Origin of the sequence: Candidatus Pantoea communis (assembly GCF_011752685.1) — a bacterium.
Taxonomy (GTDB): domain Bacteria; phylum Pseudomonadota; class Gammaproteobacteria; order Enterobacterales; family Enterobacteriaceae; genus Pantoea; species Pantoea communis.
In genome coordinates this window covers 1-20,155 of sequence record NZ_VWXC01000029.1, presented here as the reverse complement: position 1 = coordinate 20,155, position 20,155 = coordinate 1, and the positions used below count along the sequence as shown (strand labels likewise).

Sequence of the window (20,155 nt, the reverse complement as noted above, 5' to 3'; positions counted from 1 at the left end):
GCTCTAAATTCGTTGTTGTGAATCTGATTCCTAAACCCACATCAACAATGAAAGCCACTTCGATTTTTTGGCATCCGCAATCCAGCTCTCCCCATTCCTGAAAGCTATTCCTGCCAATTGCACGCAAACTGGTGCCCATTGCGGGAGAAAAGTGATGCGTATAACAGGGATTGCAGTAGCCAGAATCATGATCCTGGCGGCGCTACCATTAGGTTTGTTACCTCAAATACCGACCATGGAAATGATCGCTGTGATGGTGCTACTAGCACTTATTGTGGCATCCCTGCCTTGGGCTGGACTGCGTCTTATTGGCATGGGTATCCTGCTTCTGGCGTGGGCGCTATTGGAAGCGAGACAGATGCTGAATGTGATTGACCAGCTTTCAATGGCGCCAGCCGAAGTGACGCTGCGTATTGTTGATGTGAAGGAAAATCAACAGCAATTTAAAGCCCAGATTATCCGTGTGGGTGAGCGATATCAGTTCCCGCCGTTGTTTGTCAGTATCAATGCGGAGCCAGGTGAATCGGGGTATTGTGCAGGGCAACGCTGGAAAATGACCTTACGCTTGCGTGCAGTGCATGGTCGATTGAATGAAGGCGGGTTTGATGCCCAACGTTTTGCGCTGGCAAACCATACACCTTTGCAGGGGAGAATCATTAACCAGCTGGCGGAATCGGTAGATTGTAATTTGCGAACGCAGGTTATGCGCCATCATCAACCTCTTTTTGAACACCTGCAACAACCTGCCATTTTGCAGGCGCTGGCTTTTGGTGAACGTGAGAACATGACCAAAACTCAGCGACAATTATTACGTGAGACCGGAACCGCACACTTAATGGCGATTTCCGGTATGCATATTGCGCTAGCGGCCAGCGTTGGCTGGATGATAGTACGTGGCTTGCAGCTGCTGCAGCCTGCGCACACCATCGGTTATCTGCTGCCACTGATGGGTAGCATCATTACCGCGACAATCTACTGCTGGTTGTCGGGCAGCCATGCACCAGCTCAGCGCGCGCTGGTCGCGCTACTACTGTGGACAACGATAAGAATCGCTGGCTGGCAGTTAACAGGCTGGCAGATTTGGACACTGTGCATGGGTGTACTGCTTTGGCTTGATCCCCTCACCGTCTTATCTGAAAGCTTTTGGCTCTCTGCTCTTGCCGTCGCCATGTTAATCATCTGGTTCCAGTGGTTTGCCTTGCCGGATCGATACCGTCAGGCCAGACGCTGGCTGCCGCTGAGATTGCTGCACTTACAACTCGGCATGATGATACTGATGGCTCCTCTGCAGATTTTTTTATTTCAGGGAATCAGCCTCAGTGCACTGGCCGCTAACCTCATCGCGGTGCCGGTGGTATCGCTTTTCACCGTGCCATTGATACTGCTGGCGCTTTTGCTGCCCATACAACCCATCGCTTCGGTACTGTGGCGGTTGGCGGATTTTTCTGTCAATCAGGTGATGCAGGGCCTGGCATACTTGCCAGCAGGATGGTGGCCGTTAAATGATGCCTTGCCGGCAGTGGCCCTGCTATGGGGCGGTTTATTTATGTGGCGCAGTGGTTTGCTGAATAACACGCTGATGCTTTGCTGCGGCTGCGCATTGGCATTTGTGTTATGGCGTCATCAGTCTGAACAAGATGACTGGCAGATTGATGTGCTGGATGTGGGCCATGGTCTGGCGATCGCGATTACACAGGGTAATGAAGTGGTGTTGTACGATGCGGGTCCACGCTGGAATGAAGATGATGCGGGCGCGCGCGTGATACTGCCATGGTTACTGTATAAGGGACGACAGCTAAACACGGTGGTGGTAAGTCATAAGCATCTGGATCATCGGGGTGGGCTGAATTCACTGCATCAGGCCAATCCCAATATGATGATCCGCAGTGCATTGGGTGAAGCGGGGCATTTACCTTGTCAGCGAGGAGAGCAGTGGCAATGGGGCAAACTGACCTTTACGGCACTCTGGCCGCCTGCAGGGAATACGCAAGGGCAAAATAATGACTCTTGTGTCGTACGCGTAGACGATGGAGCTGTCAGCCTGCTGCTCACCGGGGATATTGAGTTAGAAGCAGAAAGAAAATTGGTGGCATTAGAGAAAACCCTGCTCACCAGCACATTAATGCAGGTCCCTCATCATGGTAGCCGAACCTCTTCGGGGCCTTTACTGTTACGTAGTGTTGCAGGAAAGGGCGCGGTGGCATCGGTAGCGCGCTATAACGCCTGGCGCATGCCAGCCGCCGCCGTGGTGGAACGCTATCGCCAACAGGGCTATATCTGGTATGACACGGCACAATCCGGGCAGGTCCACATTGGTATTCGGCAGGGTGAATGGCAGATTAAGGGATTGAGGGAGCAAATAAAACCTCGCTGGTATCATCAGTGGTTTGGCGTCAAACGTGAATCCAGGTAGAATGAGCGGCTATTTCAAACAGCGTGAATAAATAATGCATCAAGACAAAGATCTCTCAACGTGGCAAACGTTCCGCCGACTCTGGCCGATGATTGCGCCGCACAAAGCAGGACTGTTTGTGTCTGCGGTGGCGCTGATTCTCAATGCGGCCGGCGATACCTTAATGTTGTCGCTGTTGAAACCTTTACTGGACGATGGCTTCGGTAAGGCCGATCGTTCCGTCATGCTTTGGATGCCTCTGGTGGTGATTGGCCTGATGCTGGTGCGTGGCGTGACCAGCTACATCTCCAGTTATTGCATCTCTTGGGTATCGGGCAACGTGGTGATGAATATGCGCCGCCGCTTGTTTGGCCACATGATGGGCATGCCCGTGGCGTTCTTTGACCAGCAATCAACCGGCACATTGCTGTCACGCATCACTTATGATTCCGAGCAGGTGGCTTCGTCCTCTTCCAGTGCACTGGTGACGGTCGTACGCGAAGGCGCCTCGATCATCGGCCTGTTTATCATGATGTTCTACTACAGTTGGCAGCTGTCATTAATTTTGATTGTCCTTGCACCAATTGTTTCCTTTGCGATTCGCACCGTGTCCAAACGCTTCCGCAGCATCAGTAAAAACATGCAGAACACCATGGGGCAAGTCACCACCAGTGCTGAACAGATGCTGAAAGGGCACAAAGAGGTGCTGATCTTTGGTGGTCAGGATGTTGAAGCACAGCGTTTCTCCCTGGTGAGCAACAAAATGCGCCAGCAGGGCATGAAACTGGTTTCGGCATCTTCCATTTCCGATCCGGTCATTCAGCTGATTGCTTCTTTGGCACTGGCATTTGTGCTCTACGCCGCCAGTTTCCCCAGCGTGATGGAAACTCTCACCGCCGGTACCATCACTGTGGTGTTCTCATCGATGATTGCCTTGATGCGTCCACTGAAGTCGCTGACTAACGTCAATGCCCAGTTCCAGCGCGGTATGGCTGCTTGTCAGACCTTGTTCTCAATTCTGGATAGCGAACAGGAAATCGATAATGGCAAGCGTGAAATCACGCGTGCCAAAGGCGATGTTGAATTCCGCAATGTGACTTTCACTTATCCGGGACGTGAAGTACCTGCGCTGCGTGATATCAATCTGTCGCTGCCAGAGGGCAAGACGGTGGCGCTGGTAGGGCGTTCTGGTTCGGGTAAATCAACCATGGCGAGCCTGCTAACCCGCTTCTACGATATTGATGCTGGCGAAATTCTGCTCGACGGTCACGATCTGCGCGAATATACCTTGCGCTCCCTGCGTAATCAGGTGGCGCTGGTTTCCCAGAATGTCCATCTGTTCAATGACACCATTGCCAATAACATCGCTTATGCACGCAATGGTGAATACACCCGCGAGCAGATTGAACAGGCAGCGACTATGGCGCACGCCATGGACTTTATTAAGAAGATGGATAACGGTCTGGATACCGTGATTGGTGAGAACGGCGTGTTGCTATCAGGTGGCCAGCGTCAACGTATTGCCATCGCGCGCGCATTGCTGCGTGATTGCCCGATTCTGATCCTTGATGAAGCGACCTCAGCACTGGATACCGAATCCGAGCGCGCCATTCAGGCCGCACTGGATGAGCTGCAGAAAAACCGTACTTCGCTAGTGATTGCGCACCGCCTGTCGACCATCGAAAAAGCCGATGAAATCGTGGTCGTTGAGGATGGTCGTATCGTTGAACGCGGTACGCACAGCGTGTTGCTGGCCGAAAAGGGTGCCTATGCACAGCTTCACAAACTGCAGTTTGGTCAATGATTGAACGCATCTGGAGCGGGCGTTCGCCACTGTGGCTACTATTGTGGCCACTGAGTTTGCTGTATGGGGCAATCAGCAGTTTGATTCGCCTCAGCTATCAGCGTGGCTGGCGTAAAAGCTGGCGTGCGCCCTGTCCGGTGATTGTGGTAGGTAATCTGACGGCTGGCGGCAACGGTAAAACGCCGGTGGTGATTTGGCTGGTTCAGGCACTGCAACAGCGTGGCCTGCGCGTTGGCGTTGTCTCACGCGGCTATGGTGGAAAGGCTGAGCGTTATCCACTGCTGGTGACGGCCGATACCCCGACATCACAAGCCGGCGACGAGCCGGTATTAATCGCGCAGCGTACTCAGGCGCCGGTAGCCGTCGCGCCTCAACGCCGTATGGCGGTAGAAGGATTGCTGGCCGCACAGGAACTGGATGTGATTATTACCGACGACGGGCTGCAACATTACGCGTTGCAGCGCGATCGTGAAATTGTGGTAGTGGATGGTGTCCGTCGCTTCGGTAATGGCTGGTGGCTGCCCGCAGGTCCGATGCGTGAGCGCGCATCCCGGCTGCAAAGCGTCAATGCCATCATCGTCAATGGTGGAGAGGCGCAAGCCGGTGAGATCGCCATGACGTTGCGTCCCGGTAAGGCGATCAATCTGGTGAACGGTGAGACAGCCAACCTCGATCAATTGCCAGAAACGGTGGCGATGGCCGGCATTGGACATCCGCCGCGGTTCTTCAAAACGTTGCAGCAGCACGGCATCCAGCCGGTGGCAGAAATTGCGTTTGCCGATCACCATGCTTACAGCGAAGAAGAGCTGCAGCGCTTGACACAAGCTCATCAGTGTCTGTTGATGACCGAAAAAGATGCGGTAAAGTGCCGTAGCTTTGCGCGAAATAACTGGTGGTATCTGCCGGTTGACGCCGACCTGTCGGGTGCATCCCTTGATGCTTTGCTCGACGATGTAACCCAACTCTGCACCACTACGCGCGACGCCCGTTCGCGCTAAACCTGCTCAAAGGGAACCGAGTCATGACCACAACATCGTCCCTTTCGCTACAAACCGCTCGTCACTTACATCTGGCTGCTCAGGGGCTGTTACGCCCACCGAGCCGCCGGGCACGCTTTGCCGATATCCATGCCTGCGTGCGCCAGATGTCATTACTGCAAATCGACACCATCAATGTCGTCGCCCGTAGCCCTTATCTGGTGCTGTTCAGCCGTCTTGGCGCTTATCCCACACAGTGGCTGGAAGAAACATTGGCCTCCGGTGCGCTTTTTGAGTATTGGGCGCACGAAGCCTGTTTTATTCCCTTTGAAGATTACCCGTTGTTGCGTCATCGCATGCTGGAACCGCAGCGGCTGGGGTGGAAATACAACGAGCAGTGGGTTGAAGAACATCAGCAAGAAATCGCCGCCTTGCTGAATCATATCGCTGAAAATGGCCCGGTGCGCGCCGCTGATTTTGCCAGTGATAAGCAAACCAAACCCGGCTGGTGGGCCTGGAAGCCACACAAGCGGCATCTGGAAAACCTGTTCAGCGCGGGTGAGTTGATGGTGGTCGAACGCCGTAACTTCCAGCGGGTGTACGATCTGCGCACGCGAGTGATGCCTGATTGGGATGATGAACAACATGCACTCAATGAAGCGGAAGCGGTACAAGCGATGCTGGGGCACAGTGCCCGCAGTCTGGGGATTTTTCGCGCCAGTTGGCTGGCCGATTACTACCGACTGAAGCGTGCGCCATTACAGGCCTGGATTAAGGATGCCGAAACCCAGAGCGATATCGTGCGCGTTGAAGTGGAACAGCTCGGGGAGATGTGGCTGCACACCAGCTTATTACCGCTGTTGGAAAAAATGCCTACTGCCACCCACACGGCTCTGTTGTCACCGTTCGACCCGGTGGTATGGGATCGTCGGCGTGCACTCGAGTTGTTCAACTTTGATTACCGCATTGAGTGCTATACCCCTGCTGAGAAGCGCGTCTATGGTTACTTTGTTCTGCCGGTGTTACACCGAGGTGCACTCAAAGCGCGTATTGATGCAAAGATGGACCGCCAGGCACAGCAGCTGATTATCCGTGCATTTTGGCTCGAGCCCGGCGTGCGTGTTACCCAGGCCTTTCTGAATGATGTGCAAAAAGCCATCAGTCGCTTTGCACAGTGGCAAGGTGCCGATGAGGTCATCGTTGAAAATGTCCCTGCCGAACTGCTTGCTGCCTGGACGCATCGTTGGGTTATCAACGATTGAGTTCATCGTAATAATGCCGCGCCCGGCGCACTGTGCTTCGGGTGCGCTATGGTATGCTAAGCGCCTGACAAATCGGTGCTGAAAGGAGAAAATTATGGATCACCGTTTACTTGAGATTGTTGCCTGTCCGGTTTGCAACGGAAAACTGTATTTCAACAAAGAGCAGCAGGAGCTGATTTGTAAACCAGACGGCCTGGCTTACCCGGTGCGCGACGGCATTCCGGTATTGCTCGAAGTGGAAGCGCGTACGCTGTCTGTTGAAGAGATCCATCCATGAGTTTCGTCGCCATTATTCCGGCGCGTTACGCATCAACGCGCCTCCCCGGCAAACCGCTGGTGGATATTCACGGTAAGCCGATGGTCGTACACGTGATGGAGCGCGCACGCGAGTCGGGCGCCGATCGCGTAATTGTGGCGACCGATCACCCCGAGGTTGCTGCAGCGGTAACCGCTGCCGGTGGCGAAGTGTGCATGACGCGCGCAGATCACCAGTCGGGCACCGAGCGCCTGGCAGAAGTGATTGAGAAATATCAGTTTGCCGATGACACCATTATCGTCAACGTGCAGGGCGACGAGCCGATGATTCCGGCAGAAATCGTACGCCAGGTCGCCGATAATCTGGCGCAGGCTGATGCAGGGATGGCGACATTAGCCGTGCCGATTACCGACGCTGAAGAAGCGTTTAACCCCAATGCGGTTAAAGTGGTGATGGACGCGAAAGGCTATGCGCTTTATTTCTCACGCGCCACCATTCCGTGGGATCGCGAGCGCTATGCGAAATCGCGCGAGCAGATCGGTGACACTTTGCTGCGTCACATTGGCATTTACGCCTATCGCGCTGGCTTTATCCGTCGTTACATTGCGTGGGAACCTTGCCCGTTAGAACACATTGAATTGCTGGAACAATTGCGCGTGCTGTGGTACGGCGAGAAGATTCACGTTGCCGTAGCGCAAACCGTGCCAAGTGTTGGCGTGGACACACCAGAGGATCTGGTTCGTGTTCGTGCGGCCATGCAGGGGTAAAGCCCGACCGGCCAGCCGCTCGCGCTGGCCATAAAGTTTGATCTGGCGCTAAGTTTCGCGCCACCATGACCTCCAGGATAGTGAAGTCAATTGACTGCGGAGGATAACGCATGGAACAGCTCCGTTCAGAACTGGCGTTGATACTGGGTGAAGGTATCAGCCGCCTCGAAACCATTAGCGAACAGGCGCAGTCGCGGCTGTACGCACTCTATGACAACGACGGTAAACCGATGCCGCTGGTGGCGAAGTATTTTCGTCATCAAGGTCGTGCGGCGCTGGAAGCCAAAAAACTCACCATGTTAGGTCATGATGGACTGGTCACAGTACCTGCGGTTTTTGGCCTGGTGCTCAGTCAGCAGCCGCCGGTACATGAAATGCTACTGATGGCGCGCTTCAATGGCGTCTCCGCCGAAGCGCCAGCGCGCACTGCCGTGCGCTGGGAGCAACTGTGTGAGCAGATTGTCGAGGGTGTACTCGGCTGGCACCGTATCGACAGCCACGGATTAGTGGGAAGGGTTGATAGTGTCCAGGAAAACAACTGGCCAGCCTGGTATCGCCAGCGCATCGAGGTGCTGTGGGCCACGTTGGGCTATCTGTCACCGCCATTTTTCACATTGGAAGATCGGCAGATCCTGTACCGCAGCCGACAGCAGTTAACTAATCTCTTCAAAGACTTTGACGATCCCTGCGTGCTGATGCACGGCAACCTGCGTTTATCCAGCATGCTGAAAGATGCACGCAGTGACCAACTGGTAGCGATGATGCAGCCAGGCAATATTCTCTGGGCTCCGCGTGAGTATGAATTAATCCGGCTGGCAGATAGCGGGGCTGAAGCCTCACTGCTGCAGCATTACCTGCAACGCGCGCCGGTTTCTGAAGGCTTTATCTGGCGGCGCTGGCTGTATCAGCTATGGGATTGTGTCGATACGTTGGTAAGCAGCGGACAGTTTGACCGTCCGCGCTTTGATCATGCCCGCGAGCAGTTACTTCCCTGGCTCGGATGACAGCAAGTCATCGCCACGCAGCCGTTGCCAAATCTGGCCCAGGGTTTCATAAATCGCACGTTCACTGTGACCCAGCCACATTGGCGATGGCAACATGCGGTCCCAGGCGCTGATTGGCGAGGTAATCGCGAGCTGATTGGCCGGTGCGGCGATGGGGTTCAGACCAGCGCTCAGGAAAAAATGCATTGCACGTGGCAAGTGGTTCGCCGATGAGACCAGCAGGAAAGGGTGATTGCCGATAGTTTGTTTGACGGCCAGCGCTTCTTCGCCCGTATCATGCGGTTGGTCCAGCGTGATAATCGCCGAACGTGGCACTCCCAGACTTTCGGCTACCTCTGCCGCCACGCTGGCGTTGCTGCGGGGGTTGTATCCAGCAGCAGCGCCAGTGAAAATCATTTTTGCTTGTGGATTCCGACGCCATTGGCGCACACCTTCTGTTACGCGCGGCAGGCTGTTGTTGAGCAAATTAGAACTTGGTGCCCAATTCGGATTGAAGGTGTAGCCACCGCCCAGCACGACGATATAATCCACCGGTTCGCTACCGTTCCAGGTTGGATAATGCTGTTCGATGGGGCGCAACAGACGATCGGCAACGGGTTGCAAGCTGAGCAGCAGGAGCAGCAGCCAACTCAGAGAGATCAGGATTTTGCCGCCTTTTTGCCAACGGCTAAACCAGAGAAGTAAAAGTCCTACCGCCATGAGCAACAACAGCAGTGGTAAAGGTAATAACATCGCGCCAATCCATTTCTTTAAGGCAAAAAACATCGAAATTTGCTCCTTTTGTCCGAAAAAACAGCAGCCAGACAGTTACTGTGGCGTGAAAGGTTCATTCTTGTTGAGCCTGTGACAAAATAGCACAAGTTGAATGCAGCACAGTGGAGCCATCATCATGCAGGATCGTAACTTTGACGATCTGGCGGACAAATTTTCGCAGAACATTTATGGCACCCGCAAAGGGCAGGTACGGCAGGCGATCCTGTGGGACGAACTGGATGCGCTGTTACCGACACTGCCTGAAGGCGCACTGTCAGTGCTGGATGCCGGCGGTGGCGTAGGACAAATCTCCTGTGGATTAGCGGCACGTGGCCATCAGGTGCTGTTGTGCGATCTCTCCGCGGAGATGTTAAAGCTGGCTGAAGCGCATGCGCACACCGAGGGTGTGAGCCACAACATGCAATTCAAACAAATTAGCGCGCAGCAGGTGGGCGAACATTTGGATCAGCCGGTTGATCTGGTATTGTTTCACGCTGTGCTGGAGTGGGTGGCAGAACCGGAAGCGGCGCTGCGTGCCTTGTGGCACACGCTGAAGCCCGGTGGCGTGCTGTCGTTGATGTTTTACAATGCGCATGCCCTGACGTTCCGCACCCTGCAACTCGGCAATTTCGGCTATCTGCGTGCCAATATGACTAAACGCAAAAAGCGTACGCTGTCACCGGATTTCCCGCGCGATCCTCAGGACGTTAATCGCTGGTTAAGTGATGCGGGCTTTGAGATTGAACAGCGTGCAGGCATTCGCGTGTTTTGTGATTACATGAAACCGCCACCGCCCGGCGTCGTCAAAAGCGTTGAAGAGATTATTGAGATGGAACGGCGCTACTGTCGTCAGGAGCCCTTTTTAAGTTTAGGGCGCTATATCCACGTGACCGCGCGCAAACCCAGGTAGAAGGATCAACTATGAGCGAATTTTCCCAGACGGTCCCCGAATTGGTGGCATGGGCGCGCAAGAATGACTTTTCACTTGCGTTGCCGGTAGAACGTCTGGCTTTTTTGCTGGCTATCGCCACCTTAAACGGTGAGCGCATGGACGGTGAAATGAGTGAAGGTGAACTGATCGATGCGTTTCGTCATGTCAGCAAGGCCTTTGAACAAACCCACGAAACCGTTCAGGTACGTGCCAACAACGCCATCAATGACATGGTGCGTCAGCGCCTGCTCAACCGTTTTACCAGCGAGTTAACCGAAGGCCATGCGATTTATCGCCTGACGCCGCTCGCCATCGGCATTACCGATTACTACATCCGTCAGCGTGAATTTTCCACACTGCGCCTGTCGATGCAGCTGTCGATTGTGGCACAGGAGCTGAAGCGCGCCGCAGATGCCGCCGAAGAAGACGGTGATGAATTCCACTGGCATCGCAATGTCTTTGCCCCGCTGAAATATTCCGTGGCCGAGATTTTCGACAGTATCGACATGACTCAGCGCCTGATGGATGAGCAGCAGCAAGCGGTGAAAACCGATATTGCCGACCTGCTGAACAAAGACTGGCGTGCAGCTATCTCCAGCTGTGAGCTGCTGCTGTCGGAAACCTCCGGCACACTGCGTGAACTGCAGGATACGCTGGAAGCGGCAGGCGATAAATTGCAGGCCAATCTGTTGCGCATTCAGGATGCTACGCTGAGCAGCCCGGATTTGGGCTTTGTCGATAAGCTGGTGTTTGACCTGCAAAATAAGCTGGACCGCATCATCAGTTGGGGCCAACAGGCCATCGATTTGTGGATTGGCTACGACCGCCACGTGCATAAATTTATCCGTACCGCTATCGACATGGATAAGAACCGCGTCTTCGCGCAACGTTTACGCCTGTCGGTGCAGAACTACTTCGACCAGCCTTGGGCATTGACCTACGCGAATGCCGACCGTCTTTACGATATGCGCGATGAAGAGATGACGCTGCGTAATGATGAGGTGATGGGCGAACTGCCGCCAGAGATGGAGTACGAAGAGTTTAACGAGATTCGTGAGCAGCTTGCCGCGATGATCGAAGAAGCATTGCAGATTTATAAGCTGGAGCAAAAGCCGCTCCATCTCGCTACGGTGATGCGCGATTACCTGGCGCAATACCCGCGTGCGCGCCACTTTGATTTGGCGCGTATCGTCATCGATCAGGCAGTACGTCTCGGTGTCGCCGAAGCTGATTTAGCCGGTCTGCCGGCAGAATGGCAGACTATTAATGATTACGGAGCCAAGGTGCAGGCACATGTCATCGACAAATATTGAACAAGTGATGCCCGTCAAACTGGCGCTGGCACTGGCAAACCCGATTTTCCCGGCGCTGGATAGCCAGTTACGCGCGGGCCGCCACATTGGCATTGAAGAGCTGGACAATCACGCATTTTTGATGGACTACCAGGAGTACCTGGAAGAGTTCTATGCGCGATATAACGTTGAATTGATGCGTGCGCCAGAAGGATTCTTCTATCTGCGTCCACGTTCCACCACCTTGATTCCCCGCTCGGTTCTGTCTGAGCTGGACATGATGGTTGGCAAAATCCTTTGTTATCTCTATCTCAGTCCGGAACGTCTGGCCAACGAAGGGATTTTCACCCAGCAGGAACTGTACGACGAGCTTCTATCACTGGCCGATGAGAGCAAACTGCTCAAGCTGGTAAACCAGCGTTCGACAGGTTCTGACCTGGATCGTGCCAAGCTGCAGGAAAAAATGCGTGCTTCGATCAGCCGCCTGCGCCGCTTAGGTATGGTGTGGTACATGGGCAACGACAGCAGCAAGTTCCGCATCATGGAGTCGGTGTTCCGCTTTGGTGCGGATGTGCGCAGCGGTGACGATGCGCGTGAAGCACAGCTGCGTCTGATCCGCGACGGCGAAGCCATGACGCTGGAGAACAAAGCCGCGGCCAACGAGAGTGATGATGCAGATAACGAGAATGACATTGACAGCGATGCGAGTGATAACGCGGAGGATGAACAGGAATGATTGAACGCGGTAAATTTCGTTCGCTAACGCTGATCAACTGGAACGGCTTCTTTGCCCGTACCTTTGATCTCGATGAGCTGGTGACCACGCTCTCCGGCGGTAACGGTGCGGGTAAATCCACCACCATGGCGGCTTTTGTCACGGCGCTGATCCCCGACCTCACCTTGCTGCATTTCCGTAACACCACCGAAGCGGGGGCCACCTCGGGCTCTCGCGATAAAGGTCTGCACGGTAAACTGCGCGCGGGTGTCTGTTATGCGGTGCTGGATGTGGTCAATTCGCGCCATCAGCGCGTGGTGGTCGGCGTGCGTCTGCAACAGGTTGCTGGACGCGATAAAAAAGTCGATATCAAACCCTTCAGTATTCATGGCCTGCCGACCGATTCGCAGCCGACCGATATGCTGACCGAAATCCTTAACAGCCGCCAGGCGCGCGTATTACCGCTGGCGGAAGTGAAAGAACGCGTTGAAGCGCAGGAAGGCGTGCAGTTCCGTCAGTACAACTCGGTTACGGATTACCACGCCGTCCTGTTCGAGCTGGGCGTGGTGCCGCGTCGTCTGCGCACCGCTAGCGACCGCAGTAAGTTCTATCGTCTGATTGAAGCCTCGCTGTACGGCGGTATCTCCAGCGCTATCACCCGTTCACTGCGTGATTATCTGTTGCCAGAAAATGGTGGCGTGCGCAAAGCCTTCCAGGATATGGAAGCCGCGCTGCGTGAAAACCGCATGACGCTGGAAGCGATTCGCGTTACGCAGTCCGATCGCGACCTGTTTAAGCATTTGATCTCTGAAGCCACCAGCTATGTGTCGGCAGATTATATGCGTCACGCCAACGAGCGTCGCATTCACCTCGATGGGGCACTGCAACTGCGCAATGAGCTGTTTACCAGCCGTAACCAGTTGGCTTCCGAGCAGTATCGTCACATCGAAATGGCGCGTGAACTTTCTGAGCACAACGGTGCAGAAAGCGATCTGGAAACTGACTATCAAGGCGCCAGCGATCACCTGAATCTGGTCCAAACGGCCATGCGTCAGCAGGAGAAGATCGAGCGCTATGATGCCGATCTCGAAGAGCTGACTTACCGCCTCGAAGAACAGAATGAAGTGGTGGCGGAAGCCCGCGAAGTGCAGGAAGAGAATGAAGCGCGTGCCGAAGCGGCTGAAATTGAAGTTGATGAACTGAAAAGCCAGTTAGCCGATTTCCAGCAGGCACTCGATGTGCAACAAACGCGGGCAATTCAGTATCAGCAAGCGTTGCAGGCGCTGGAAAAAGCCCGTGCGCAATGCCAGTTGCCGGATCTGACCATTGATAACGCAGCTGAATGGCAGGAAACCTTCCAGGCACGCGAAGAAGAAGCCACTGAGCAACTTTTACGTCTGGAGCAGAAACTCAGCGTGGCCGAAGCGGCACACAGTCAATTTGAGCAGGCATTAGCGCTGGTGACCAGTATCGCCGGCGAAGTGAGCCGTCAGGATGCATGGCAAGTGGGACGCGACTTATTGCGTGATGCCGCTAACCAGCGTCATCATGCCGATCAGCTCTCTTCGCTGCGCCTGCGTCTCAATGAGCTGGAAACGCGCCTGCGCGAGCAGCATGATGCCGAGCGCCTGTTAGCCGATTTCTGCAAGCGTCAGGGGCAACAGTACGATGCCGACGCGCTGGAAGGGCTGCAGCGCGAGCTGGAAGCACAGATTGAACAGCTGAACGAAAGCGTGTCCGATGCCGGTGAACGCCGCATGCTGATGCGCCAGGAACTGGAACAGCTGCGTGAACGCATCACTGCACTGACGGCGCGTGCGCCACATTGGCTGGCCGCGCAGGAAATCCTGACGCAGCTTAGCGAGCAAACGGGTCAGGCGCTGACTAACAGCCAGCAGATCACTGAGTTCATGCAGCAGTTGCTGGAACGTGAGCGTGAAACCACCGTTGAACGTGACAATGTGGCGGCACGTAAACGTGAAGTCGAGCAACAGATCGAGCGTTTAAGTCAACCAGGTGGTGCGGAAGATGCTCGCCTGACGCAACTGGCGGAACGATTTGGCGGCGTACTGCTGTCGGAAATTTACGATGACGTCACACTGGATGACGCACCGTACTTCTCGGCGCTGTATGGCCCATCGCGTCATGCGATTGTGGTACCCGATTTATCTCTGGTGCGTGAACTGTTGGATGGCCTGGAGGATTGCCCGGAAGATCTCTATCTGATTGAAGGGGATCCGCAGGCGTTTGATGACAGCGTCTTCAGTGTTGATGAGTTGGAAAACGCCGTGGTAGTGAAAGTGGCTGAGCGTCAATGGCGCTACTCCCGCTTCCCTAAAGTGCCGTTGTTTGGCCGCGCTGCGCGTGAAAACCAGCTGGAACTGCTGAACAATGAACGCGACCAGCTGGCAGAACGGTTTGCCACTTTGTCCTTCGACGTGCAGAAAACGCAGCGCTTGCATCAATCCTTCAGCCGCTTTATCGGTAGCCATTTAGCGGTGGCCTTTGATGAGGATCCTGAAGCGCTGATCCGCCAGCTAAACAGCCGTCGTGGCGAGCTGGAACGGGGTCTGGCACAGCATGAGAATGATAACCAGCAGCAGCGTGCCCAGTTTGAACAGGCTAAAGAGGGCGTCAGCCAGCTTAACCGCCTGCTGCCACGCGTGAATCTGCTGTTGGATGATTCACTTGGCGATCGCTGCGAAGAGATCCGTGAACGCGTCGAAGAAGCTCAGGAAGCGGCGCGCTTCCTGCATCAGCATGGCGCCAAAATCAGCAAGCTGGAGCCGCTGGTGTCGGTGTTGCAAAGCGATCCGCAGCAGCATGATCAGCTGGAGCGCGATTACCAGCAAGCACAGCAGCAGCAGCGTGATGCGCGTCAGCAGGCCTTTGCCCTGACGGAGGTGGTGCAGCGTCGCGCCCACTTTAGCTATGAAGATTCTGCCGGCATGCTGACCGGCAACAGCGATCTCAATGAAAAACTGCGCCAGCGTCTGGATCAGGCGGAGGGTGAGCGCAGTCGTGCGCGTGAACGTCTGCGCGAACATCAGGCGCAGCTGACACAATATTCACAAGTGCTGGCATCACTGAAAAGTTCCTATGACGCCAAGCGTGACATGCTAAAAGAGTTGCAGCAGGAGATGCAGGATATCGGCGTGCATGCCGATGCCAGCGCCGAAGAGCGCGCCCGCGCCCGACGCGACGAACTTTATACCGCATTAAGCCATAACCGTGCTCGTCGTAATCAGCTGGAGAAACAGCTCACGTTCTGCGAAGCCGAAATGGACGGCCTGCAGAAGAAACTGCGCAAGCTGGAGCGCGATTATCACCAGATTCGTGAGCAGGTCGTCAGCGCTAAAGCAGGCTGGTGTACGGTGCTGCGTCTGGTGAAAGAGAACGGCATGGAGCGTCGCCTGCATCGTCGTGAGATGGCCTATCTGGGCGGAGATGAACTGCGTTCAATGTCGGATAAGGCATTGGGTGCACTGCGTCTGGCGGTGGCGGATAACGAACATCTGCGTGATGTGCTGCGCATGTCGGAAGATCCAAAACGTCCAGAACGCAAAGTACAGTTCTTTATCGCAGTGTATCAGCATCTGCGCGAACGTATTCGTCAGGACATCATTCGTACTGACGATCCGGTTGAAGCCATCGAGCAGATGGAGATTGAGCTAAATCGTCTGACGGAAGAGCTGACGGCACGCGAGCAGACGCTGGCCATCAGTTCACGCAGCGCGGCGAATATCATTCGTAAAACCATTCAGCGTGAGCAGAATCGTATTCGTCAGCTGAACCAGGGCTTGCAGGCCGTGAGCTTTGGTCAGGTGCGCAGTGTACGTCTGAATGTTAACGTGCGTGAAGCGCACTCTACGCTGCTCGATACCTTGTCTGAAGAACATGAAGCGCATCAGGATCTGTTTACCAGTAATCGTCTGACCTTCTCCGAAGCGCTGGCGAAACTCTATCAACGTCTGAATCCACAAATTGATATGGGGCAGCGCACACCACAAACCATCGGTGAAGAGCTACTCGACTATCGCAACTATCTTGAGATGGAAGTGGAAGTAAACCGCGGCTCCGATGGCTGGCTGCGCGCGGAGAGTGGTGCGTTGTCAACCGGTGAAGCGATCGGTACCGGTATGTCAATTCTGGTGATGGTGGTGCAAAGCTGGGAAGAGGAATCACGTCGTCTGCGCGGTAAAGATATTTCGCCATGCCGACTGCTGTTCCTTGATGAAGCGGCGCGTCTCGATGCCCGCTCCATCGCCACCCTGTTCGAACTGTGTGAGCGTCTGGAGATGCAGCTGGTGATTGCTGCGCCAGAGAACATCAGCCCGGAGAAAGGCACCACCTACAAGCTGGTGCGTAAAGTGTTTAACAACACTGAACACGTGCATGTGGTGGGGCTGCGTGGATTCTCGGCAGATCCTGTGCCAGCAAAACGCGACACCAGTGATATCGATTTAGAAACAGAAAATACCTGACGCTGAATCTGGTTAAAAAACAGCGCACCGTTTAATCTGTAAGCGGCATCTGCACACTGAGGCAGATGCCGTTTTTTATTTGTATACTCAACAATAAGAGTAAGGCTGTACATAGCGAAAACAGGGCGCTGTGTCTTAGGTGAGAAGGGGGCAGGGATGTGGCTGAATAGAAGAAGCAGAATGAATCGTGCGGTACTCGCACTCAGTGTTTCACTGGTATTGTCGCCGCTGGCCACCAGCCATGCCGCGATCATTGCCGCTTTACCCGGAACTTCACATAGCGCCATGTCAGTGGCGGCGAGTCAGCATCAAATTCAGCAGGCTTTTAGCCCCAGTCAGCAGCCTTTCTATCTGCCGGGATTAGCCGGTATCTACGCCGCGCGTAATATGGCGCCACTCTGGCAGGATCAGCAAGCGGTGCAGGCTTTCCAGCAACAGTTGGCGGAGGTGGCGCTATCCGGCGTCCAGCCACAGTTCACTCGTTGGGTTGAACTACTGACTAATCCCACGATTACCGGCATGGCGCGTGACATCGTGCTGAGCGATGCCATGTTGGGCTATTTGCAATTTGTCGCCAATGTGCCGACGCAGGGTGAAACCTGGCTGTACAGTAATGTTCCCTACAAATTGACGATGCCGGGCGTTGCTGCCATTAACCAGTGGCAAAATGCGGTAAACGGTGGTGGCAGTCGCGCGTTTATCATCTCGCTTGCGCCGCAACATCCTCAATATGCGCCGATGCACAGTGCGCTCAAAGCGCTGCTGACCGATAACCGTCCATGGCCACAACTGCGCGACAGCGGGACGCTCCGCCCCGGCCAAATTAGCAACGATGTGCCTGCGCTCAGAGAGATTTTGCAGCGAACCGGCATGCTGACTGCCGCAACGCACAGCAGCACACCGACGCCAGCTGATGATGCCGTGCCGACAGCACCTGTGCCGGTCAGCCAGAGCAATCAGCCGATCGCGGTGAGTCCATCGGCGGCCAGCGTCAATGATTTGTCTGCACAGGCACCTGCGGCAACCGGCAACGTGGTGGCGAATACCACGCCTGCTGGCGACAATGTGTATGACGCCGCGCTAGTGGAAGGTGTAAAACGTTTCCAGCACTGGCAAGGTCTGGCGGATGATGGGGCGATAGGCCCTCGCACGCGTGAGTGGCTGAATGTGTCACCGCAGATGCGCGCATCGTTACTGGCACTGAATATCCAGCGCCTGCGTCTGCTGCCGGATGATATGCATAACGGCATTATGGTGAACATTCCCAACTATTCACTCACCTATTACAACAACGGAGCCACGATTTTGTCATCGCGGGTGATTGTCGGTCGTCCCGATCGTAAAACGCCACTGATGCGCAGTGCGTTGAACAATGTGGTGCTCAATCCACCGTGGAATGTGCCTACCACACTGGTGCGTCAGGATATCGTGCCGAAGGTCAAACAAGATCCCGGATACCTCTACAAGCACGGCTATACCTTACTGTCGGGCTGGAGTGCGGATGCCGAAGTGATCGATCCGTCGATGATTGACTGGCATATGGTTTCTGCAGCCAGTTTCCCGTATCGCATTCGTCAGGCTCCAGGCGCGATGAACTCGCTGGGTCGATATAAGTTTAATATGCCGAGTTCCGATGCCATCTATTTGCACGACACGCCTAACCATGGTTTGTTCCAGCGCGATATTCGCGCACTGAGCTCTGGTTGTGTGCGCGTGAATAAGGCCTCTGAACTGGCCGACCTGCTGCTGCAGGATGTGGGTTGGAATGACAGCCGCATCACCGACACGCTGAAACAGGGCGACACGCGCTACGTGCCGATTCGCCACCGCATCCCGGTTAATCTCTATTATTTAACCGCATGGGTCGCGGCGGATGGACAGCCGCAATATCGTACAGATATTTACAATTATGATAACCCTGCGCGTTCCGGTAGCCAGGTTCTGTCAAAAGCAGGAAAACTTCTCCTCTAGTCATTGATTTGCCAGATTTCACCTCTCTTCGAAAAGATCAGGGCCCGTCGCAAAATTTCGGTTTTGCGCGGGTTTTGGTCATTCTGTGACACATTGCGGGTTGACTGACCTCCAGGCTGCGTTTACTGTTCGGCCTTGTGTACTTTTTACACATTTTTTTATCGCTTTAGATTAGGTAACCCCGCTACATGGCTAATTTTGATTCTCAACGTCGTCGATTGCTCCTGATTGGAGGCGCAGCGGCAGGTTTGTCTCTGCTTCCTGGTTCAGCGCTGGCTTCGCTTTCCACCTCGCGCCCCCGAGTATTGACGCTTAATAACCTTCACACCGGTGAAACCCTTAAAACGGAGTTTTTTAACGGCAAGAGTTATGACAAGGATGAGTTAGCCCGCTTAAATCACTTCTTCCGTGATTACCGCGCCAATCAAGTGAAACACATCGATCCGCATCTGTTTGATCAGCTCTATCGCTTACAGATGGTGCTCAACACCCGCAAACCGGTGCAGCTGATCTCAGGCTACCGTACGCTGGCCACTAACAACATGCTGCGCGAATCGGGTCCTGGCGTGGCCAAACACAGCTATCACACCAAAGGGCAGGCAATGGATTTCCATATCGAGGGAATTTCATTAAGCAATGTTCGCAAAGCGGCGTTATCTATGCGCGCCGGTGGTGTAGGATATTACCCGCGCAGCAACTTCGTACACATAGATACCGGGCCTGCAAGGCACTGGTCCTGATACCGGCAGCGCTGCGTGTGTCGGTCATGGAGCCCTATGAATTACCACATTATTCCGGTTACGGCCTTTTCTCAAAACTGCTCGGTCATCTGGGATGACGAAACCCAGCAGGCGGCGCTGGTGGATCCCGGCGGCGATGCCGAGACGATTATTGCCGTATTGGCTGAGCGGGGATTAACCCCCGCGCAAATTCTGCTGACGCATGGTCATCTTGATCATGTGGGGGCCGCCGCTGAACTCGCCGCACACTATCAAATTCCTATTGTTGGCCCTCACAAGCTGGATGCGTTCTGGCTGAATAATTTGCCGACGCAAAGCCGCATGTTTGGCCTGCCGGAATGTGCGCCACTGGCGCCGGATCGCTGGCTGGAAGAGGGCGAAACGGTGCAGATTGGGAATGTCACGCTGGAAGTGCTGCTTTGCCCGGGTCATACGCCGGGACACATTGTGTTCTTCGACCGGGCTGGGCGCTTATTGATATCGGGTGATGTGATTTTCAATGGCGGTGTCGGACGTACCGATTTCCCGCAGGGCAGCCACAGCGATTTAATCAATGCGATTAACACTAAGCTGTTACCGCTGGGTGATGATGTGACCTTTGTGCCGGGCCACGGTCCGATTTCCACCTTGGGTCGGGAGCGTATCAGTAATCCGTTCCTGCAATAAAAAATGGGCCATTAAGGCCTAATGCCAGTCAGTTAAGCCTGACTGGCATTTTTTCTTCTTGCTGTCGGATATTTATAGGGTCTCTCTTTCACCACCCTTGGGAACGAGCGCTCCCGTCGTCCCGGCAGTCTGACCATCTCT

The 20,155-nt window shown here is 54.6% G+C and carries 16 protein-coding genes; 14 read left to right on the top strand and 2 right to left on the bottom strand.

The features are described from left to right. Positions 1–154: 154 nt before the first annotated feature. From F3J37_RS25425 to F3J37_RS25395, 7 genes are all read left to right on the top strand, one after another. On the top strand, positions 155–2,413 hold the full coding sequence (locus F3J37_RS25425; RefSeq protein WP_166936455.1) for a DNA internalization-related competence protein ComEC/Rec2: 2,259 nt from the start codon (positions 155–157) through the stop codon (positions 2,411–2,413). 34 nt (positions 2,414–2,447) lie between these two features. Beyond that, complete coding sequence (gene msbA, locus F3J37_RS25420; protein ID WP_045816269.1) at positions 2,448–4,196, top strand: lipid A ABC transporter ATP-binding protein/permease MsbA; 1,749 nt, start codon at positions 2,448–2,450, stop codon at positions 4,194–4,196. Next, a complete protein-coding gene (gene lpxK / locus F3J37_RS25415; protein ID WP_166936453.1) occupies positions 4,193–5,194 on the top strand; it encodes a tetraacyldisaccharide 4'-kinase in 1,002 nt (333 codons plus the stop codon). The genes msbA and lpxK overlap by 4 nt, the downstream gene beginning before the upstream one ends. Before the next feature lie 23 nt (positions 5,195–5,217). Continuing rightward, a complete protein-coding gene (locus F3J37_RS25410; RefSeq protein WP_166936451.1) occupies positions 5,218–6,435 on the top strand; it encodes a winged helix-turn-helix domain-containing protein in 1,218 nt (405 codons plus the stop codon). 94 nt (positions 6,436–6,529) lie between these two features. Further along, the gene (locus tag F3J37_RS25405; protein WP_007887424.1) at positions 6,530–6,712 is read left to right on the top strand and encodes a Trm112 family protein; all 183 of its coding nucleotides are present in this window, start codon (positions 6,530–6,532) and stop codon (positions 6,710–6,712) included. Further along, positions 6,709–7,458, top strand: a complete 750-nt coding sequence (kdsB, locus tag F3J37_RS25400; RefSeq protein WP_166936449.1) for a 3-deoxy-manno-octulosonate cytidylyltransferase — start codon at positions 6,709–6,711, stop codon at positions 7,456–7,458. The genes F3J37_RS25405 and kdsB overlap by 4 nt, the downstream gene beginning before the upstream one ends. Before the next feature lie 110 nt (positions 7,459–7,568). Then, a complete protein-coding gene (locus F3J37_RS25395; RefSeq protein ID WP_034820543.1) occupies positions 7,569–8,462 on the top strand; it encodes a YcbJ family phosphotransferase in 894 nt (297 codons plus the stop codon). Here the strand turns inward: F3J37_RS25395 and elyC are convergent. Next, entirely contained in the window at positions 8,442–9,227 is a 786-nt protein-coding gene (gene elyC / locus F3J37_RS25390; protein WP_097119319.1) for an envelope biogenesis factor ElyC, read from the bottom strand. The genes F3J37_RS25395 and elyC overlap by 21 nt on opposite strands. 124 nt (positions 9,228–9,351) lie before the next feature. Here elyC and cmoM point away from each other — a divergent pair, with 124 nt between their 5' ends. The 7 genes from cmoM (at position 9,352) to F3J37_RS25355 (ending at position 20,014) form a co-directional block, all read left to right on the top strand. Beyond that, positions 9,352–10,125 (top strand): tRNA uridine 5-oxyacetic acid(34) methyltransferase CmoM, encoded by a 774-nt coding sequence (gene cmoM, locus F3J37_RS25385; protein WP_166936447.1) that lies wholly within the window; start codon positions 9,352–9,354, stop codon positions 10,123–10,125. 11 nt (positions 10,126–10,136) lie between these two features. Beyond that, on the top strand, positions 10,137–11,459 hold the full coding sequence (gene mukF / locus F3J37_RS25380) for a chromosome partition protein MukF (protein ID WP_034820534.1): 1,323 nt from the start codon (positions 10,137–10,139) through the stop codon (positions 11,457–11,459). Next, positions 11,440–12,174, top strand: coding sequence for a chromosome partition protein MukE (gene mukE / locus F3J37_RS25375; protein ID WP_166936445.1), 735 nt, complete (start codon positions 11,440–11,442; stop codon positions 12,172–12,174). The genes mukF and mukE overlap by 20 nt, the downstream gene beginning before the upstream one ends. Next, the gene (mukB, locus tag F3J37_RS25370; protein ID WP_166936444.1) at positions 12,171–16,637 is read left to right on the top strand and encodes a chromosome partition protein MukB; all 4,467 of its coding nucleotides are present in this window, start codon (positions 12,171–12,173) and stop codon (positions 16,635–16,637) included. The genes mukE and mukB overlap by 4 nt, the downstream gene beginning before the upstream one ends. Positions 16,638–16,817: 180 nt before the next feature. Next, positions 16,818–18,608 (top strand): L,D-transpeptidase, encoded by a 1,791-nt coding sequence (ldtD, locus tag F3J37_RS25365; protein ID WP_370662141.1) that lies wholly within the window; start codon positions 16,818–16,820, stop codon positions 18,606–18,608. 188 nt (positions 18,609–18,796) lie between these two features. Continuing rightward, positions 18,797–19,348, top strand: a complete 552-nt coding sequence (gene mepK, locus F3J37_RS25360; RefSeq protein WP_034820522.1) for a peptidoglycan L,D-endopeptidase MepK — start codon at positions 18,797–18,799, stop codon at positions 19,346–19,348. Positions 19,349–19,384: 36 nt separating this feature from the next. Continuing rightward, positions 19,385–20,014, top strand: coding sequence for an MBL fold metallo-hydrolase (locus F3J37_RS25355; protein ID WP_166936442.1), 630 nt, complete (start codon positions 19,385–19,387; stop codon positions 20,012–20,014). Between the two features lie 32 nt (positions 20,015–20,046). Here F3J37_RS25355 and F3J37_RS28230 read toward each other — a convergent pair. Further along, positions 20,047–20,155, bottom strand: a 109-nt coding sequence (locus F3J37_RS28230) for a hypothetical protein (RefSeq protein WP_237449393.1), incomplete at its 5' end; no start/stop codon positions are given.

Coding starts and splice junctions, on each gene's coding strand:
- kdsB (WP_166936449.1), top strand. CDS start 6,709: ATGAGTTTCGTCGCCATTATTCCGGCGCGTTACGCATCAACGCGCCTC.
- mukF (WP_034820534.1), top strand. CDS start 10,137: ATGAGCGAATTTTCCCAGACGGTCCCCGAATTGGTGGCATGGGCGCGC.
- F3J37_RS25355 (WP_166936442.1), top strand. CDS start 19,385: ATGAATTACCACATTATTCCGGTTACGGCCTTTTCTCAAAACTGCTCG.
- msbA (WP_045816269.1), top strand. CDS start 2,448: ATGCATCAAGACAAAGATCTCTCAACGTGGCAAACGTTCCGCCGACTC.
- lpxK (WP_166936453.1), top strand. CDS start 4,193: ATGATTGAACGCATCTGGAGCGGGCGTTCGCCACTGTGGCTACTATTG.
- mukB (WP_166936444.1), top strand. CDS start 12,171: ATGATTGAACGCGGTAAATTTCGTTCGCTAACGCTGATCAACTGGAAC.
- F3J37_RS25425 (WP_166936455.1), top strand. CDS start 155: ATGCGTATAACAGGGATTGCAGTAGCCAGAATCATGATCCTGGCGGCG.
- F3J37_RS25395 (WP_034820543.1), top strand. CDS start 7,569: ATGGAACAGCTCCGTTCAGAACTGGCGTTGATACTGGGTGAAGGTATC.
- mukE (WP_166936445.1), top strand. CDS start 11,440: ATGTCATCGACAAATATTGAACAAGTGATGCCCGTCAAACTGGCGCTG.
- cmoM (WP_166936447.1), top strand. CDS start 9,352: ATGCAGGATCGTAACTTTGACGATCTGGCGGACAAATTTTCGCAGAAC.
- ldtD (WP_370662141.1), top strand. CDS start 16,818: ATGAATCGTGCGGTACTCGCACTCAGTGTTTCACTGGTATTGTCGCCG.
- mepK (WP_034820522.1), top strand. CDS start 18,797: ATGGCTAATTTTGATTCTCAACGTCGTCGATTGCTCCTGATTGGAGGC.
- F3J37_RS25410 (WP_166936451.1), top strand. CDS start 5,218: ATGACCACAACATCGTCCCTTTCGCTACAAACCGCTCGTCACTTACAT.
- elyC (WP_097119319.1), bottom strand. CDS start 9,227: ATGTTTTTTGCCTTAAAGAAATGGATTGGCGCGATGTTATTACCTTTA.
- F3J37_RS25405 (WP_007887424.1), top strand. CDS start 6,530: ATGGATCACCGTTTACTTGAGATTGTTGCCTGTCCGGTTTGCAACGGA.